The organism is Pseudomonas sp. H1_G08 (assembly GCF_054681355.1).
Window position 1 is genome coordinate 2,596,243 of sequence record NZ_CP162822.1, and the last position, 18,579, is coordinate 2,614,821.

At 60.2% G+C, this 18,579-nt stretch carries 15 protein-coding genes; 6 read left to right on the forward strand and 9 right to left on the reverse strand.

Annotated elements, in window-relative coordinates:
* The first annotated feature begins 34 nt into the window (after positions 1-34).
* The 3 genes from nuoM to AB4N85_RS11775 all read left to right on the forward strand — a co-directional run bounded on the left by nuoM (position 35) and on the right by AB4N85_RS11775 (position 3,427).
* Entirely contained in the window at positions 35-1,567 is a 1,533-nt protein-coding gene (gene nuoM / locus AB4N85_RS11765; RefSeq protein WP_016775285.1) for an NADH-quinone oxidoreductase subunit M, read from the forward strand.
* Positions 1,568-1,574: 7 nt separating this feature from the next.
* Complete coding sequence (nuoN, locus tag AB4N85_RS11770; RefSeq protein ID WP_024013420.1) at positions 1,575-3,038, forward strand: NADH-quinone oxidoreductase subunit NuoN; 1,464 nt, start codon at positions 1,575-1,577, stop codon at positions 3,036-3,038.
* A 131-nt stretch (positions 3,039-3,169) separates the two neighbouring features.
* Positions 3,170-3,427 carry a hypothetical protein gene (locus AB4N85_RS11775; protein WP_236168571.1) on the forward strand — a complete coding sequence of 86 codons (258 nt, stop codon included), beginning with the start codon at positions 3,170-3,172 and terminating at the stop codon, positions 3,425-3,427.
* A gap of 267 nt (positions 3,428-3,694) precedes the next feature.
* Here AB4N85_RS11775 and AB4N85_RS11780 read toward each other — a convergent pair whose 3' ends face one another.
* From AB4N85_RS11780 to AB4N85_RS11805, 6 genes are read right to left on the reverse strand one after another with little or no spacing between them, the layout of a single operon-like run.
* Positions 3,695-5,437 carry an ABC transporter substrate-binding protein gene (locus AB4N85_RS11780; RefSeq protein WP_016775286.1) on the reverse strand — a complete coding sequence of 581 codons (1,743 nt, stop codon included), beginning with the start codon at positions 5,435-5,437 and terminating at the stop codon, positions 3,695-3,697.
* A gap of 47 nt (positions 5,438-5,484) precedes the next feature.
* Entirely contained in the window at positions 5,485-5,757 is a 273-nt protein-coding gene (locus tag AB4N85_RS11785; protein WP_038861868.1) for a DUF2160 domain-containing protein, read from the reverse strand.
* Between the two features lie 10 nt (positions 5,758-5,767).
* Positions 5,768-6,568 carry a carbohydrate ABC transporter permease gene (locus AB4N85_RS11790; RefSeq protein ID WP_041477086.1) on the reverse strand — a complete coding sequence of 267 codons (801 nt, stop codon included), beginning with the start codon at positions 6,566-6,568 and terminating at the stop codon, positions 5,768-5,770.
* A gap of 9 nt (positions 6,569-6,577) precedes the next feature.
* Positions 6,578-7,444 (reverse strand): carbohydrate ABC transporter permease, encoded by an 867-nt coding sequence (locus AB4N85_RS11795; protein WP_007912484.1) that lies wholly within the window; start codon positions 7,442-7,444, stop codon positions 6,578-6,580.
* On the reverse strand, positions 7,441-8,553 hold the full coding sequence (locus tag AB4N85_RS11800) for an ABC transporter ATP-binding protein (RefSeq protein WP_252867870.1): 1,113 nt from the start codon (positions 8,551-8,553) through the stop codon (positions 7,441-7,443). Before AB4N85_RS11800 ends, AB4N85_RS11795 begins: the two co-directional genes overlap by 4 nt.
* Positions 8,553-9,647 (reverse strand): ABC transporter ATP-binding protein, encoded by a 1,095-nt coding sequence (locus tag AB4N85_RS11805; RefSeq protein WP_016775291.1) that lies wholly within the window; start codon positions 9,645-9,647, stop codon positions 8,553-8,555. The genes AB4N85_RS11800 and AB4N85_RS11805 overlap by 1 nt, the downstream gene beginning before the upstream one ends.
* A gap of 383 nt (positions 9,648-10,030) precedes the next feature.
* On the opposite strand from AB4N85_RS11805, the gene AB4N85_RS11810 reads away from it, so the two are divergent.
* Positions 10,031-11,866, forward strand: coding sequence for a sigma-54-dependent Fis family transcriptional regulator (locus AB4N85_RS11810; RefSeq protein WP_460068139.1), 1,836 nt, complete (start codon positions 10,031-10,033; stop codon positions 11,864-11,866).
* A gap of 181 nt (positions 11,867-12,047) precedes the next feature.
* Here the strand turns inward: AB4N85_RS11810 and cysS are convergent, their stop codons facing one another.
* Both cysS and AB4N85_RS11820 read right to left on the reverse strand, forming a co-directional pair.
* A complete protein-coding gene (gene cysS / locus AB4N85_RS11815; RefSeq protein ID WP_460068141.1) occupies positions 12,048-13,430 on the reverse strand; it encodes a cysteine--tRNA ligase in 1,383 nt (460 codons plus the stop codon).
* A gap of 18 nt (positions 13,431-13,448) precedes the next feature.
* Positions 13,449-15,146: a glutamine--tRNA ligase/YqeY domain fusion protein gene (locus AB4N85_RS11820; protein WP_024013424.1), complete on the reverse strand. Its 1,698-nt coding sequence runs from the start codon at positions 15,144-15,146 to the stop codon at positions 13,449-13,451.
* A 251-nt stretch (positions 15,147-15,397) separates the two neighbouring features.
* Between AB4N85_RS11820 and AB4N85_RS11825 the strand changes: the two genes are divergently transcribed.
* Together AB4N85_RS11825 and lpxH are read left to right on the forward strand one after the other, a co-directional pair.
* Entirely contained in the window at positions 15,398-15,904 is a 507-nt protein-coding gene (locus AB4N85_RS11825; protein ID WP_423662201.1) for a peptidylprolyl isomerase, read from the forward strand.
* On the forward strand, positions 15,901-16,647 hold the full coding sequence (gene lpxH, locus AB4N85_RS11830; protein WP_016775296.1) for a UDP-2,3-diacylglucosamine diphosphatase: 747 nt from the start codon (positions 15,901-15,903) through the stop codon (positions 16,645-16,647). Before AB4N85_RS11825 ends, lpxH begins: the two co-directional genes overlap by 4 nt.
* Before the next feature lie 179 nt (positions 16,648-16,826).
* Here the strand turns inward: lpxH and AB4N85_RS11835 are convergent, their stop codons facing one another.
* On the reverse strand, positions 16,827-18,356 hold the full coding sequence (locus AB4N85_RS11835) for a DHA2 family efflux MFS transporter permease subunit (protein WP_206421885.1): 1,530 nt from the start codon (positions 18,354-18,356) through the stop codon (positions 16,827-16,829).
* Positions 18,357-18,579: the final 223 nt, after the last annotated feature.

Below are 18,579 nucleotides of genomic sequence, written 5' to 3' on the forward strand. Positions count from 1 at the left end.
ACCTTGCGAATTTGCGAAAGGAAACGAGCCCGTCATGATTCTGCCTTGGCTAATCCTGATCCCCTTCATCGGCGGCCTGCTGTGCTGGATGGGTGAGCGCTTCGGCGCTACCCTCCCGCGCTGGATTGCGCTGTTGACCATGACCCTGGAACTCGCGCTCGGCCTCTGGCTGTGGGCCCACGGTGACTATTCATTCGCACCGGCGCCGGGCGCCGATCCGACCTGGGCGCTTGAGTTCAAGCATGTCTGGATCCAGCGTTTCGGCATCAACGTGCACCTGGCCCTCGACGGCCTGTCGCTGTTGATGATCCTGCTGACCGGTCTGCTGGGTATCCTCTCGGTACTCTGCTCGTGGAAAGAGATTCAACGTCACGTTGGCTTCTTCCACCTGAACCTGATGTGGATCCTGGGCGGTGTGGTCGGCGTGTTCCTCGCCCTCGACCTGTTCATGTTCTTCTTCTTCTGGGAAATGATGCTGGTGCCGATGTACTTCCTCATCGCGCTCTGGGGTCACAGTTCTTCGGACGGCAAGAAAACCCGGATCTACGCAGCGACCAAGTTCTTCATCTTCACTCAGGCGTCCGGCCTGATCATGCTGGTGGCGATCCTCGGTCTGGTGCTGGTCAACTTCAACAACACCGGCGTGATCACCTTCAACTACGCCGACCTGTTGAAAACCAAGATGTCGATGACCACCGAGTACATTCTGATGCTCGGTTTCTTCATCGCTTTCGCGGTCAAGCTGCCCGTCGTACCGTTCCACTCCTGGCTGCCTGATGCTCACGCCCAGGCACCGACTGCCGGTTCCGTCGACCTCGCCGGTATCCTGCTGAAAACCGCGGCCTACGGTCTGCTGCGTTTCGCCCTGCCGCTGTTCCCGAACGCTTCGGCGGAGTTCGCGCCGATCGCCATGACCCTCGGTCTGATCGGGATCTTCTACGGCGCGTTCCTGGCGTTCGCACAAACCGACATCAAGCGTCTGATTGCCTTCTCTTCCGTTTCCCACATGGGCTTCGTGTTGATCGGCATCTACTCCGGCAGCCAACTGGCGCTGCAAGGCGCAGTGATCCAGATGCTGGCGCACGGTCTGTCGGCAGCGGCGCTGTTTATCCTCAGCGGTCAGTTGTACGAGCGTCTGCATACGCGTGACATGCGTGAGATGGGCGGTCTGTGGTCGCGTATCGCTTACCTGCCGGCGATCAGCCTGTTCTTCGCGGCGGCGTCGCTGGGCTTGCCGGGCACCGGTAACTTTGTCGGCGAGTTCCTGATCCTGATCGGCTCCTTCGCCAGCGCTCCATGGGTCACGGCGATTGCCACTTCGGGTCTGGTGTTCGGTTCGGTCTACTCGCTGATCATGATTCACCGTGCCTACTTCGGCCCGTCGAAATCCGACGCGGTGCTGCACGGCATGGACGCGCGCGAACTGATCATGGTGCTCGGTCTGGCGGTGTTGCTGATTTACCTCGGCGTCTACCCGCAACCGTTCCTCGACACCTCTGCCGCCACCATGCATGGCGTGCAGCAGTGGCTCGGCACCGCCTTCTCTCAACTCGCTTCGGCCCGGTAAGAGCGCTATGGAATTCACGATTCAACACTTTATTGCGCTTGCGCCACTGTTGATCACCAGCCTCACCATTATCGTGGTGATGCTGGCAATCGCCTGGCGCCGCAACCACTCGCAGACCTTCCTGATTTCGGTGGCGGGTCTGAACCTGGCCCTGCTGTCGATCCTGCCTGCGTTGAAAGTCGCGCCTCTGGCCGTCACCCCGTTGCTGCAGATCGACGCGTTTGCCTGTCTGTACATGGCGATGATCCTGGTCGCCACGCTCGCCTGCGTCACCCTCGCCCACGCTTATCTGGGTGATGGCGGTTCGGGCTACCCGGGCAACCGCGAAGAACTGTACCTGCTGATCCTGATGGCCGCCGCCGGTGGTCTGGTTTTGGTCAGCGCGCAGCACCTGGCCGGGTTGTTCATCGGTCTGGAACTGCTCTCGGTACCGGTCTACGGTCTGGTCGCTTACGCCTTTTTCAACAAGCGTTCGCTGGAAGCCGGCATCAAGTACATGGTGCTGTCGGCCGCCGGTTCCGCGTTCCTGCTGTTCGGTATGGCGCTGCTCTACGCCGACGCCGGTTCGCTGAGCTTCGTCGGCATCGGTCAGGCCCTGGCCGCGACCGGCCTGCCAAGCCCGCTGGCGCAACTGGGCCTGGGCATGATGCTGATCGGTCTGGCGTTCAAGCTGTCGCTGGTACCGTTCCACCTGTGGACGCCGGACGTCTACGAAGGTGCTCCGGCACCGGTGGCGGCGTTCCTCGCCACCGCTTCGAAGGTCGCGGTGTTTGCGGTGATGGTGCGTCTGTTCCAGCTCTCCCCTGCTGCCAGCAGTGGTGTGCTGAGCGATGTGCTCAGCGTTATCGCGGTCGCCTCGATCCTGTTCGGTAACCTGCTGGCCCTGACCCAGAGCAACCTCAAGCGTCTGCTCGGTTACTCGTCCATCGCGCACTTCGGCTATCTGCTGATCGCGCTGGTGGCGAGCAAGGGTCTGGCGGTGGAAGCCATCGGCGTCTATCTGGTGACTTATGTCATCACCAGCCTCGGCGCGTTCGGCGTGATCACCCTGATGTCCTCGCCGTACAACGGCCGCGACGCCGACGCCCTGTACGAGTACCGCGGCCTGTTCTGGCGCCGTCCGTACCTGACCGCCGTGCTCACCGTGATGATGCTGTCCCTGGCCGGCATTCCGCTGACCGCTGGCTTCATCGGCAAGTTCTACATCATCGCCAGCGGCGTCGAAACGCGTCAGTGGTGGCTGGTCGGCGCACTGGTACTGGGCAGCGCCATCGGCGTGTTCTACTACCTGCGCGTGATGGTCACCCTGTACCTGATCGAGCCAAACCTGCGTCGCCACGACGCCCAGCTGCACTGGGAACAGAAAGCAGGCGGCGTGATGCTGCTGGCCATCGCCCTGGTCGCATTCTTCCTGGGTGTGTACCCGCAGCCGTTGCTGGTGCTGGTACAACAGGCGGGTCTGGCGGGCTGATTGCTCGGCTGATCTGGCTGGAAATGGAAACGGCACCTTCGGGTGCCGTTTTTTGTGGGATTTAAGGCTGCGATCTTTTTGACGTTAAACGCTCTCTCCTTTTCAGGAATTTGCCTTCAAAGGAGTGAGCAATGGCTGATATAGCGCAGAAGGTAATTGCGGTTAAATTTGAGAATCACCTATCAAATGGAGATCCACGAACCATGAAGCGCAATATCATTTCAGAGTTGTCGGATGATTCAGGCACATTGACTGAGCAACGCCAAAGCGAAATAACCGAGGAGAAACCGCCGGTAAAACGTATTGGTTTAATGAAGGGCAGATACAAAACTTCCGATGACTTTGATGCACCACTGCCTGACGCCTTGCTGGACTCCTTCGAAAGCTAAAGCTACCGGTGGTTCCTTAATCCGTCATTTCTACAGATATCCCGCTTGGAGGTGAACCTGCCCGCAATGACGTCATGTCAGTTAAAAATGCGTCGGCTGACCCACCGCTTTCGCGAGCAGGCTCGCTCCCACAGGGACCTAAGGTGTCATCGGATGTTTTTGAGCAGACCTATCCATTGTGAGAGCGAGCCTGCTCGCGAAAGCGGCAGATCAGGCAGCAAAAAAAACGGCACCTTCCGGTGCCGTTCGCTTCTTACATTTCCAACATCATTTACGCGCATCCGCCCAGGATTTCAGCAGTTCGCTATAGCTCACCGTTTCACCCTTCGGCTTCTCGTTGGCCAGTTTCGGCTTCGGTGCGCCCGGTTGATCGAACCAGTATTGCGCATCGCGTTCCGGGTTCATCTTCGGCGCGCAAGTGGCCTGGGCCTTGGAGCGTTCGAGGCGTTCCATGATGCGGTCCTGATCCTTGGCCAGGCCATCGAGCGCCTGTTGTGGGGTCTTCTCGCCGCTGGCGGCTTCGGCGATATGGCTCCACCACAGTTGCGCCAGACGCGGGTAGTCCGGCACGTTGGTGCCGGTCGGCGACCATTGCACGCGGGCCGGGCTGCGATAGAACTCGACCAGACCACCGAGTTTCGGCGCCAGATCGGTCATCGCCTGCGAGTTGATGTCCGACTCGCGAATAGGTGTCAGACCGACGATGGTTTTCTTCAGCGAAACAGTTTTCGAGGTCACGAACTGCGCGTACAGCCACGCCGCGAGTTTCTGTTTCTCAGGCGTGGATTTCATGAATGTCCACGACCCCACATCCTGATAGCCGAGCTTCATGCCCTCTTCCCAATACGGGCCTTTAGGCGACGGCGCCATGCGCCATTTCGGCGTGCCGTCGGCGTTAACCACCGGCAGGCCGGGTTTGGTCATGTCGGCGGTGAACGCGGTGTACCAGAAAATCTGCTGGGCGATGTTGCCCTGCGAGGGCACCGGGCCGGACTCGGAGAAGGTCATGCCGGCCGCTTCCGGTGGCGCATATTTCTTCAGCCAGTCGACGTATTTGGTGGTGGCAAACACGGCCGCCGGGCCGTTGGTGTCGCCGCCACGGGTCACGCTGGAGCCGACCGGGTGGCAGTCCTCGACGCGGATCCCCCACTCGTCCACCGGCAAGCCGTTCGGCAGTCCCTTGTCGCCGCCACCGGCCATGGAGAACCAGGCATCGGTGAAACGCCAGCCCAGCGACGGGTCTTTCTTGCCGTAGTCCATGTGGCCGTAGACGCGTTTGCCGTCGATTTCCTTGACGTCTTCGCTGAAGAATTTGGCGATGTCTTCATAGGCCGACCAGTTCACCGGCACGCCTAATTCGTAGCCGTACTTTTCCTTGAACTTGGCTTTCAGATCGGCGCGCTCGAACCAGTCGGCGCGGAACCAGTACAGGTTGGCGAACTGCTGGTCGGGCAGTTGATAGATCTTGCCGTCCGGCGCGGTGGTGAAGGAGATGCCGATGAAGTCCTTGATGTCGAGGGTCGGCGAAGTGAAGTTTTTGCCCTCGTTGGCCATCAGGTCGGTGATCGATTCGGTCTTGCCGTAGCGAAAGTGCGTGCCGATCAGGTCGGAGTCGTTGACCCAGCCGTCGTAGATGTTCTTGTCCGACTGCATCACCGTCTGCATTTTCTCGACCACGTCGCCTTCCTGCAGCAGGTCGTGGGTGAGTTTGATCCCGGTGATTTCGCTGAAGGCCTTGGCCAGCACCTTGGACTCGTATTCGTGAGTGGTCAGGGTTTCGGAAACGACCTTGATGTCCATGCCACGAAACGGCTCGGCGGCCTTGATGAACCACTTCAGTTCTTCAAGCTGCTGTTCGGCCGTCAGGGTCGAGGGCTTGAACTCGCTGCCGATCCATTTTTTCGCAGCATCTTCGTAGGCGTCGGCCCAGGCAGATGCGCTCAAACCGCTGAGTGCCAGCATGGCTGCCAATGAAATGCTATGTCGCAGCTTATTGTTTTTATCGAACATAGAGACCTCCTGTTTAAGTTGTGGAGCCGCGTTGCCGAACGATTCGACTAGCCCCAACGCATCACAGCCAACAGCCACACCAGGGACAACGCGGACGCCACCCAGATGCTCCAGTCGGTGACGCCGATTACCAGCAAATGCAGGTAGGCGCTGCCGAGAAGACCGATAAACAAGCGATCGCCACGGGTGGTGGCAATCGGCAGAAACCCGCGCCGCAGAATGCTCGGCGAGCGCAATTCCCAGGTGGTCATGCCCACCAGAATCAGACCGATGCCGATGAAGAACGCGGCGGTCGGTGTCGTCCAGCTCATCCATTCCATCATCAGCTCCTCAGACTCGACCGAGGGCAAAGCCCTTGGCCACGTGGTTGCGCACAAACCAGATCACCAGCATGCCCGGCAGGATGGTCAATACCCCCGCCGCTGCCAGCACGCCCCAATCGATCCCCGATGCCGACACCGTGCGCGTCATCACTGCCGCAATCGGCTTGGCGTTAACCGAGGTCAGCGTGCGCGCCAGCAACAGTTCGACCCAGGAAAACATGAAGCAGAAAAACGCCGTGACGCCGATACCGGAGCCGATTAACGGGATGAAAATCTTCACGAAGAACTTAGGGAAACTGTAGCCGTCGATGTAGGCCGTTTCGTCGATCTCCTTGGGCACGCCAGACATGAAACCTTCCAGAATCCACACCGCCAGGGGCACGTTGAACAAGCAGTGCGCCAAGGCTACGGCGATGTGCGTGTCGAACAGGCCGATCGACGAATACAACTGAAAGAACGGCAGCAAAAACACCGCCGGCGGCGCCATGCGGTTGGTCAGCAGCCAGAAGAACAGGTGTTTGTCGCCGAGGAAACGATAGCGTGAAAACGCGTAAGCCGCCGGTAACGCCACGCTCAGGGAAATCACCGTGTTGAGGCTGACGTAATACAGCGAGTTCAGATAGCCGGTGTACCAGCTCGGATCGGTGAAGATCACCTTGTAGTTCGCCAGCGTGAATTCCTGTGGGAAAAGCGTCAGGCCGCCGAGGATTTCGGTGTTGCTCTTGAACGACATGTTCAACAGCCAGTAGATCGGCACCAGCAGGAACAGGATGTACACCAGCAACGGAATAAGCTTTCTCTTGCTCATGGCCGGGCCTCAGCGGTTGGCGTCGGAGTGCGTCATGGCGGTATAGAACAGCCACGACACCAACAGGATGATCAGGAAGTACACCAGCGAAAACGCCGCTGCCGGACCGAGGTCGAATTGCCCTACAGCCATCTGCGTCAACGTCTGACTCAAAAAGGTCGTGGCATTGCCCGGCCCGCCGCCGGTGAGCACGAACGGCTCGGTGTAGATCATGAAACTGTCCATGAAGCGCAGCATCACCGCGATCAGCAGCACGCTCTTCAGCTTGGGCAACTGAATGTGGCGGAACACCGCCCAGGCCGAGGCGCGGTCGATCCGCGCCGCCTGGTAATAGACGTCGGGAATCGCCCGCAGGCCGGAGAAACACAACAGCGCGACCAGCGAAGTCCAGTGCCAGACGTCCATCACCAGCACCGTCACCCAGGCGTCCATGGTGTTGGCCGCGTAGTTGTAGCTGATGCCCATCGCATTGAGGCTGGAACCGAGCAGGCCGATGTCCGCGCGGCCGAAAATCTGCCAGATGGTGCCGACCACGTTCCACGGAATCAGCAGCGGTATCGCCAGAATGATCAGCACCACCGAGGACCAGCGACCCTTGGTCGGCATGGTCAGCGCGACGGCGATGCCCAGCGGGATTTCGATCAGCAGCACGCAGGCGGAATAGATGAACTGGCGCAGCAGCGAGTCGTGCAGACGCGGATCAAGCAGCACTTGCTTGTACCAGTCAGCGCCAACGAAGTAGCGGCTGGACTGGTCGAAGATGTCCTGCACCGAATAGTTGACCACGGTCATCATCGGGATCACCGCACTGAATGCCACCAGCAGGAACACCGGCAACACCAGCCACCAGGCCTTGTTGTTCTGCACTTTGTTCATGGCTGCGCCTCCTCGTCGCTGACTTCCAGGAGAAATTCATCGGCATAGACCATCAGCCATTGCGCCGGGAAACTGATGTACGCGGTGCCCTGGGGCACCGGTTTGTCTTCGGCCAGACGCACCTTCAACGGCGCGCCGTCGAGGTTGAGAGTCATGATCTTGTAGGTGCCGAGGTCTTCGACGTGTACGACTTTGGCCTGCATCGCGTCGTCAAACGGCTCGTCCCACACATGAATGAACTCCGGGCGGATGCCGACCCTGAGGTTTTTCCACTGGCCGTGCTCGATATGGCGCTGCAAGGCATCGGACAACGGCAGGTGCGTCGAGGCGAAACCGACGCCCCCGGGCTGCGGCTGCACCTCAATCAGATTCATCCCCGGGCTGCCGATGAAATAGCCGACAAAGGTGTGGCTCGGCCGCTCGAACAATTCCCGTGGCGTACCGAACTGGACGATCTGGCCGCCGTACATCACTGCGATCTTGTCGGCGAACGTCGAGGCTTCAAGTTGGTCGTGGGTGACGTAGACCATGGTGATGTTGAACTGCTCGTGGATCTGCTTGAGCTTGCGCCGCAGCTTCCACTTCAGGTGCGGGTCGATCACCGTCAGCGGCTCATCGAAGAGGATTGCCGAGACGTCATCGCGCACCAGTCCACGGCCCATGGAGACTTTCTGCTTTTCGTCGGCGGTGAGATTGCGCGCCTTCTTGCTCAGCAGATTCTGCAGGTCGAGCACCTCGGCAATTTCCTGCACCTTGCTGTGCACTTTCGCCTCGGCCATGCCCTGGTTTCGCAGCGGGAAAGCGAGGTTGTCGAACACGGTCATGGTGTCGTAGACCACCGGAAACTGGAAAACCTGGGCGATGTTGCGCTTCTCCGGCGTGAGGTCGTTGACCGCTTTGCCGTCAAACAACACGTGGCCCTGGGACGGGCTGAGCAGGCCGGAAATGATGTTGAGCAAGGTCGACTTGCCGCAACCGGACGGGCCGAGCAAAGCATAGGCGCCACCCTGCTCCCAGACGTGATCCATCTCGCGGATCGCATAATCCTCCGCGCCGCTCGGGGTTTTGCTGTAGCTGTGGGCGAGGTGCTGCAAACGGATTTCGGCCATCAGGCAACCCTCGCGACACGCCGGCCCGGTGCTTGCACCAGACGGCCCTGCGCATCGAAAACGAACAGTTTGTGGGTCGGGATATAGATGCGGATCGGCGCATCGACGTCGTATTCATGAACACCCGGCAAGTGCAGCACCAGCAGGAAATGCTCGTTGCGCACATGCAGGAAGGTTTCCGAGCCGCTGATTTCGGCGACCTCGACGGTCACGGCCAATTCGAGATCGTCATCGTTGCTCGGCACCAGCGAGATATGACTCGGGCGTACGCCGAAGCGGAACTCACCCTCGCCCACCGGGCGCAGATCGACGTTCAACGGAAAGTGGACGAAGTTGGCGAAGCTGACTTCGTTGCCGGCAATGCGTCCCGGCATCAGGTTGATCGGCGGTTCGGAGAACAATTCAGCGGCGAGCACCGACTGCGGCTGGTGATAGACCTCGGTCGACGGCCCGCTCTGGATCACCCGGCCTTCGTGCAGGATGGTCGTGGTGCCGCCGAGGGCCAGCGCTTCGTTGGGTTCGGTGGTGGCGTAGATGGCGATGGTGTGGCGCGCCTTGAACAGCTCGCGCATTTCCTGACGCAGCTCTTCGCGCAGCTTGTAGTCGAGGTTGACCAACGGCTCGTCGAAGAGGATCAGTTCAGCATCCTTGACCAGGGCGCGGGCCATGGCCGTGCGCTGTTGCTGCCCACCGGAGAGCTCCAGCGGATAGCGCTGCAAGAACTTCTCGATGCGCAGCATGCGTGCGGTTTCCTGCACCTTGCTGTGGATGATCTCTTTCGAAATACCGGCCTGACGCAGTGGCGAGGCGATGTTCTCGAACACCGTCATGGTCGGGTAATTGATGAACTGCTGATAGACCATCGACACGTTGCGCAGCCGCACCGGGCGCTGGGTGACGTCGACACCGTTCATCAGCACGCGGCCGCTGTCGGGCTTGTCGAGGCCGGCCATCAGGCGCATGAGGCTGGTCTTGCCGGACAGGGTGCGCCCGAGCAGTACGTTGAAGGATCCGGGTTCGAATTTCAGGCACGCATCGTCGATCCAGATCTGGCCCTCGACGGTACGGCTGACGTGCTCCAGGGTGAGTGACATGGCTCGGCCTTTTTTATTTTTGGAGTCAAGCGACCGGAGCAACAGAGCGACATTCGTGCCAGAAATGGCAAGTGGTTGATTTGCCGTGAAAATCGTTGATTACGCGAGGAAATGGCGTTCACAGCTGAACACTTTTGAACAGTCGGGGTGATTGACAATGAACAATAGTGAACAACACTCTATGCACGCTTTTGCCCAATCCTGAATGCAAAATGGATCCCCTGTGGGAGCGAGCCTGCTCGCGAAAGCGGTGTGTCATTCAATGAATCCATTGACTGAACCGACGCTTTCGCGAGCAGGCTCGCTCCCACATGGGGATTTGTGTAGTTTTGAAGATCGGGCTCATAACAATAATAAAATCGCTGCACTCAGAGGCTCGCCCCATGGCCGCACCTGCTTCGCCGCTGTCCCACGACGCGATCGTCCAGACCTCCTGGCAACGTTGCCGCGCGTTCGGCCTCGACCACCAGAACGCGCCGGCCTTCGATCAATTACCCGCCGCCGGCATTGCACGATTGCTCGACAGCCATCATTCGCTGGTGCAGACCACGCATCAGGAAGTCCTGCCCTACTACGAAAACATCCTCAGCAACTCCAATTGCCTGATCATGCTTGCCGACAATCAGGGCCAGGTGCTGACCTCATGGGGCACGCAGCGCTTTATCGAACCGAATCTGGCCCGGGGCTTTCAGGCCGGGGCGAGCTGGATGGAGCGCAGCAGCGGCACCAACGCGATCGGCACCGCCCTGGCCTGTGAGCAGGCGGTGCACATCGAACACGACGAACACTTCCTCAAGGCCAACCGCTTCATGACCGGCTCCGCCGCGCCGATTTTCGACGCCGAGCGCAAGGTCATCGCCGTGCTCGATGTCTCCAGCGACAGCTACCTGCCGCCCTCGCACACCCTCGGCATGGTCAAGATGATGAGCCAGACCGTGGAAAACCGGCTGATCCTCAACCTGTTCCATGGCCAGCATTTTCAACTGACCTTCAACACCGGGTTGAACAACCTCGACAGCCAGTGGGCCGGGTTGTTGATTTTCGATGAGAGCGGACAGGTGCTGTCGGCCAATCGCCGCGCCGACAATTTGCTCGGTGTGCGTTTGTCGCGCGTCAGCGTTGAAAGCCTGTTCAAGGTGTCGCTGCTGGAGTTGATCAATCAGCCCGAGGGTTTGCCGTTTGCTTTGCAGACCTCCGGGCGCAACCGTTTCCAGTGCTTGCTGAAACGGCCGAAACAGGCGCCGGTGCAAGCGCGGGTGTTTGTCGCCGAGGACAAGCCTGCGCCAGCCAGCGTGATCAGCCTCAACACGCTGCATTTCGGCGACAGCCGTGTGGAAAAAGCCGTGCGCCAGGCCGAGCGTTTGCTGGAGAAAGACATTCCGCTACTGATTCACGGTGAAACCGGCGTCGGCAAGGAAGTGTTCGTCAAAGCCTTGCACCAAGCCAGCTACCGGCAAAAACAGGCATTCATCGCGGTGAACTGTGCAGCGATCCCCGCTGAACTGGTCGAGTCTGAGTTGTTCGGTTACGAGAAAGGCGCGTTCACCGGGGCCAACCAGAAAGGCAGCATCGGCCTGATCCGCAAGGCCGACAAAGGCACGCTGTTTCTCGATGAGATCGGTGACATGCCGCTGCCGACCCAGGCGCGTTTGTTGCGAGTGTTGCAAGAGCGTTGCGTGCAGCCGGTGGGCAGCAGCGAGTTGTTCCCGGTTGATCTGCGGATCATTTCCGCGACCAACCGTTCGTTGCGCGAGCAGGTGCAACTGGGCCGATTCCGCGAAGACTTGTACTACCGCATCGGCGGCCTGACCCTGGAGCTGCCACCGTTACGCGAACGCAGTGACAAGCAGGCGCTGTTCAAACGGCTGTGGGAGCAACATCGCGAGCCAACGCAATGGGCGGGGCTGAGCCCGGAGGTGTTGGAGCTGTTTGAAAAGCATCCGTGGCCGGGGAATTTGCGTCAGGTCAGCAGCGTGATGCAGGTGGCGCTGGCCATGGCCGAGGAACAACCAGTGCGGCCTGAGCATTTGCCGGATGATTTTTTTGTCGATCTGGAGATGGAGCCGGTGGAAACAGCGGCGCCGCTGGGGCTGGATTTGAATGATGTTGAGGCGTTGAATCGCGAGTTGAAGGCGGCCGGGGGAAATATTTCGCATCTGGCGCGGCGGTTGGGGGTTAGCCGGAATACGCTTTACAAGCGGTTGCGGCAGGCTGAATGACAAGTTGTCTGGACGGGCCTCTTCGCGAGCAGGCTCGCTCCCACAGGGGATCGATCGTTCCCACGCTCCGCGTGGGAATGCAGCCCGGGACGCTCCGCGTCCCTACAGAGCCGAACGCGGAGCGTCCGTTGAGGCATTCCCACGCAGAGCGTGGGAACGATCATGGTAGGGGCTTTGGGCCTCAGTCAGCCAGACGCCAGGTAGTCCCACCCTTGCCGTCTTCCAGCACGACACCCATCGCCGTGAGCTGATCGCGAATCCGGTCCGACTCGGCCCAGTCTTTCGCCGCCCGAGCCGCCAGACGCGCCGCGATCAGTACATCGACTTCAGCCGCATCGATACGCCCTTCAGCGCCCGCCTGCAGGAAGTCATCGGCCTCAAGTTGCAACACGCCCAGCACACTCGCCAGTTCCTTCAGACGTGCCGCCAGCCCCGCCGCTGCATCAAGATCGCTCTCGCGCAGACGGTTGATCTCGCGCACCATCTCGAACAGCACAGCGCACGCTTCAGGGGTGCCGAAGTCGTCGTTCATCACCGTGGTGAAACGCTCGACGAACGCCTCGCCACCGGCCGGCGCCACGCTCGGCAGGCCTTTCAGCGCATGGTAGAAACGCTCCAGTGCGCCCTTGGCGTCCTTGAGGTTGTCTTCCGAATAGTTGATCGCGCTGCGGTAGTGGCTCGAGACCAACAGGTAACGCACCACTTCCGGGTGGTACTTGTCGAGCACGTCGCGGATGGTGAAGAAGTTGTTCAAGGACTTGGACATCTTCTCGCCATTGATGCGGATCATGCCGCAATGCATCCACGCGTTGGCGTAGGTCTTGCCGGTGGCCGCTTCGCTCTGGGCGATTTCGTTTTCGTGGTGCGGGAACTCCAGGTCGCTGCCGCCGCCATGAATGTCGAAAGTCTCACCGAGGCAGCAGGTCGACATCACCGAGCACTCGATGTGCCAGCCCGGACGCCCGGCGCCCCATGGCGATTCCCAGCTCGGCTCGCCCGGCTTGGCGGCTTTCCACAGGACGAAGTCGAGCGGGTCTTGTTTCGACTCGTCGACCTCGATGCGCGCACCGATGCGCAAATCTTCGATCTTCTTGCGCGACAGCTTGCCGTAGCCCATGAACTTGGCGACGCGGTAGTACACGTCGCCATTGCCCGGTGCGTAGGCGTAGCCCTTGTCGATCAGGGTCTGGATCATCGCGTGCATGCCAGCGATGTGATCGGTGGCGCGCGGTTCCATGTCCGGCTTCTGGATGTTCAGGCGCGCTTCGTCTTCGTGCATCGCGGCGATCATGCGCTCGGTCAGCGCTTCGAACGACTCACCGTTCTCGCGGGCGCGATTGATGATCTTGTCGTCGATGTCGGTGATGTTGCGCACGTAGGTCAGGTCATAACCGCTGAAGCGCAGCCAGCGCGTCACCAGGTCGAACGCAACCATGCTGCGGCCGTGGCCGAGGTGGCAGTAGTCGTACACGGTCATCCCGCAGACGTACATGCGCACCTTGTTGCCATCCAGCGGCTTGAAGACTTCTTTGCTCTTGGTGAGCGTGTTGTAGATCGTTAGCACGTTAGTTCCTTGACTCACTCACTGGCCCCACGAATCACGCAGGGTCACGGTACGGTTGAATACCGGCTGACCGGGTTTCGAGTCCTTCAGATCCGCGACGAAGTAGCCTTCGCGCTCGAACTGGAAACGGTCTTCCGGCTGTGCGTTGCCGAGCGATGGCTCGGCGCGACAACCGGTCAGCACTTGCAGCGAGTCAGGGTTGATGTTGTCGAGGAAGCTGGCGCTGTCTTCGGCCTTCTCCGGGTTCGGCGAACGGAACAGGCGATCGTACAGACGTACTTCGCACTCGACGCTGGCGGCGGCCGGTACCCAGTGGATCACGCCTTTGACCTTGCGCCCTTCCGGGTTCTTGCCCAGGGTATCCGGGTCGTACGAGCAACGCAGTTCGACGATGTTGCCGTCGGCGTCCTTGATCGCTTCGTCGGCGCGGATCACGTAGCTGCCACGCAGACGCACTTCACCGGCCGGTTCCAGGCGCTTGTAGCCCTTCGGCGGCTCTTCCATGAAGTCTTCACGGTCGATGTAGATTTCCCGGGCGAACGGCAGCGCGCGCACGCCCATGTCTTCTTTCGGATGGCGTGGCAGTTCGAGGTTTTCGACCTGGCCTTCCGGGTAGTTGGTGATGACCACTTTCAGCGGACGCAGCACGCACATGGCGCGCGGGGCGCTGTGGTCGAGGTCGTCACGGATGCTGAATTCGAGCATGCCGAAATCAACCACACCGTCGGAACGGTTGGTGCCGATCATTTCGCAGAAGTTGCGGATCGATTTCGGCGTGTAGCCACGGCGACGGAAGCCCGACAGCGTGGACATGCGCGGATCGTCCCAGCCATTGACGTGCTTCTCGTCAACCAGTTGCTTGAGCTTGCGCTTGCTGGTGATCGTGTAGTTCAGGTTCAGACGGCTGAACTCGTACTGGCGCGGGTTCGCCGGCACCGGCAGGTTCTCCAGGAACCATTCGTACAGCGGGCGATGGCTTTCGAACTCGAGGGTGCAGATCGAATGGGTGATGCCTTCGATGGCGTCCGACTGACCGTGGGTGAAGTCGTAGTTCGGGTAGATGCACCACTTGTCGCCGGTCTGGTGGTGATGCGCGTGGCGGATGCGATACATGATCGGGTCGCGCAGGTTCATGTTCGGCGAGGCCATGTCGATCTTCGCCCGCAGCACGCGGGCGCCGTCCGGGAATTCACCGGCCTTCATGCGCGCGAACAGGTCGAGGTTTTCCTCAACCGAACGGTCACGGAACGGGCTGTTCTTGCCCGGCTCGGTCAGGCTGCCACGGTATTCCTTGGCCTGTTCCGGGGTCAGGTCGTCGACGTAGGCCTTGCCGGCCTTGATCAGCTCGACGGCCCAGTCGTGCAACTGGTCGAAATACTGCGAGGCGTAGCGCACTTCACCGGACCATTCGAAGCCCAGCCATTTGACGTCGCTTTCGATGGCGTCGATGTATTCCTGATCTTCCTTGGCCGGGTTGGTGTCGTCGAAACGCAGGTGCGTGACGCCACCGAACTCCTGGGCCAGGCCGAAGTTGACGCAGATCGACTTGGCGTGGCCGATGTGCAGGTAGCCGTTGGGCTCCGGCGGAAAGCGAGTCACGATCTGGGTGTGCTTGCCCGAGTCCAGGTCTGCCTGGATGATCGGCCGCAGGAAGTTGACCGGCACGGCAGGGCCGGACTTGGCATTCGAGGTAGGGTCGACAGTGGGCTTGCTCATAGGATCCTTGACGTACAGGTGCGCGGCCGCAAAGAGGGGCCAGACAAAACAAAGCCGCTATCATAGCCGATGCTGTCAAGGGCCTGACAGAGCAGCTCTTATAAAGGCACGCATTTAATCGCCGGGAAATGAAAAACCGCCTCGAAATTCGCGCCTGTCACGCTAAACTGCGCACCTTGGCCGAAGCAGGCTGAACCGGTTGTGGGGCTAAAGGTCCCAGAACCACGAATTCCCTATGAAGAGTAATGACCATGACTCAAGTCAAACTGACCACCAACCATGGCGACATCGTCATCGAACTGAACGCTGAAAAGGCGCCGATCACCGTTGCCAACTTCATCGAGTACGTCAACGCCGGTCACTACACCAACACCGTATTCCACCGCGTCATCGGTAACTTCATGATCCAGGGCGGCGGTTTCGAGCCTGGCATGAAAGAAAAGAAAGACAAGCGCCCAAGCATCCAGAACGAAGCGGACAACGGTCTTTCCAACGAAAAGTACACCGTCGCCATGGCCCGCACCATGGAGCCGCATTCGGCTTCGGCGCAGTTCTTCATCAACGTCGCCGACAACACCTTCCTCAACCACAGCGGCAAGACCACTCAGGGCTGGGGCTACGCGGTATTCGGTAAAGTGACCGCCGGCACCGACGTTGTCGACAAGATCAAAGGCGTGTCGACCACTTCCAAGTCCGGCCACCAGGACGTACCCGCAGACGACGTGATCATCGAGAAAGCCGAGATCATCGAAGCGTGATATTGCTGATTTCAGACTTGCATCTGGAAGAGGAGCGCCCGGACATTACCCGGGCGTTTCTGGATTTGCTCGCCGGACGCGCCCGCTCGGCGAGTGCGTTGTACATCCTCGGCGACTTCTTCGAGGCGTGGATTGGCGACGACGCCATGACGCCCTTTCAGCGCTCCATCTGCCAGGCCCTGCGCGATTTGAGCGACAGCGGCACGGCCATATTCCTGATGCACGGCAATCGCGACTTCATGCTCGGCAAGGCCTTCTGCAAACAGGCCGGCTGCACCTTGCTGAAGGACCCGAGTGTCGTGCAGTTCTACGGCGAGCCGGTGCTGCTGATGCACGGCGACAGCCTGTGTACCCGCGACGTTGGCTACATGAAGCTGCGCCGCTACCTGCGCAACCCGATCACCCTGTTCATTCTCCGTCATCTGCCGCTGAGCAGCCGCCACAAACTGGCGCGCAAGCTACGCAGCGAAAGCCGTGCACAGACGCGGATGAAAGCCAATGACATTGTCGATGTCACCCCGGAAGAGATTCCGCGAGTGATGCAGGCATTCGGCGTGAAGACTCTGATCCACGGCCACACCCACCGCCCGGCAATTCACAAGCTGCAGCTTGGTGAACAAGCGGCGAAGCGGATTGTGCTGGGAGATTGGGATCGTCAGGGTTGGGCGTTGCAGGTGGATGAGAGCGGGTATGCCTTGGCGCCGTTCGATTTCGCCCCGCCGCTGGCATTGCCGCACGGCTGAAGAGCTTTACCCCCTCACCCCAGCCCTCTCCCCCAGGGGGGCGAGGGGGAAAGGGAGCTGATCGCATGCAGTTCAAAACCTGAGTTCGACTCGGTATCGCAAGTCGATGTACCTCGAACATGCACCGCGGTCAGTCCCCTCTCCCTCCGGGAGAGGGTTAGGGTGAGGGGCTCTTGATTCTAGTGCCCCGAAGCTGCCGGCCCGGCCTTGGCGGCAAACGGCGGTTTCGCCAGCCATACAATCAAAATCAGCCCCATGAACCCCCAGCCCAGCAACGTGAAGTAATCCACGGTCGAAAGCATGTACGCCTGGCTCGTGAGGATCTGGTCCATCTGCGCATACGCCGACTGACTCGCCCCACCCAACTGATTCAAGGTCTCGCGCGTTGCCGGCTCAAACGTGCTGATGCTTTCGCTCATATACGCATGATGCTGATCGGCCCGGCGAATCCAGATCCAGGTGGTCAACGACGCCGCAAAGCTGCCGCCCAGTGTCCGCAGGAAAGTCGCCAGGCCTGCGCCATCAGCGATCTGGCTTGGCGGCAAGTCCGACATCAGAATACTCAGGGTCGGCATGAAGAACAGCGCCACACCGATACCCATGAACAACTGCACCAGCGCGATGTGCTGGAAGTCGACCTCGTTGGTGAACTCGGCACGCATGAAGCAGCTCAGGCCAATCGCCAGAAACGCAATCCCGGCGAGCAGACGCAGGTCGAACTTGTGCGCGTACTTGCCGACGAATGGCGACAGCAACACCGGCAGAATCCCGATCGGCGCCACGGCAAGTCCCGCCCAGGTCGCGGTGTAGCCCATTTGCGTTTGCAGCCACTGCGGCAGGATCAGGTTGATGCCGAAGAACCCGGCGTAACCCAAGACCAGCACCAGCGTGCCGATGCGGAAGTTGCGATAGGCGAACAGGCGCAGGTTGACCACCGGATGGCGGTCGGTCATTTCCCAGATCACGAACACCGCCAGGGCGACCACGGAAATCGCCGCGCCGATGATGATGAAGTTCGATTCGAACCAGTCCAGATCATTGCCCTTGTCGAGGATCACCTGCAACGCGCCGACGCCAATGATCAGGGTGATCAGGCCGACGTAATCCATCGGCTGGCGACTGGTCACCACCGGCCGTTTCGCCAGTTGCGAACGCACCACCATCACCGCAAAGATGCCGATCGGCACGTTGATAAAGAAGATCCACGGCCAGCTGTAACTGTCGGTGATCCAGCCGCCGAGAATCGGCCCGGCAATCGGCGCGACCACCGTGACCATCGCCAGCAATGCCAGGGCCATCCCGCGTTTCGCCGGCGGATACACCGCGATCAACAGGGTCTGCGTCATCGGGTACAGCGGCCCGGCCACCAGGCCTTGCAGCACACGAAAGCCGATCAGCTCAGGCATCGAAGTGGAGATACCGCAGAGAAACGACGCCAGCACAAACAGCATCGTCGCCCACAGAAACAGCTTCACCTCGCCGAAGCGGCGGCTGAGCCAACCGGTCAGCGGCAGCGCAATCGCGTTGCTCACGGCGAACGAAGTGATGACCCAGGTGCCCTGCTCCGAACTCACCCCGAGGTTGCCGGAAATCGTCGGCAGCGCCACGTTGGCGATGGTCGTGTCGAGCACTTGCATGAACGTCGCCAGCGACAGGCCGATGGTGCTGAGCAACAGGCTGGGCGGCGTGAAAGAAGCGTTATTGCTCATTGTGAATCCTATGAAACCTGATGGTCGCTGCGGTCTGATGAACACAGCCGGCCCTGTGGTAACAGGCCCTTGTGGCGAGGGGATTTATCCCCGCTGGGTCGCGAAGCGGCCCCTCTTTTGGCTCAGGAAAAACGGGCCTGCTGCGCAGTCCGGCGGGGATAAATCCCCTCGCCACAGATAAATCCCCTCACCACAGATAACCGCTCACCACAGAGCCTGCTTC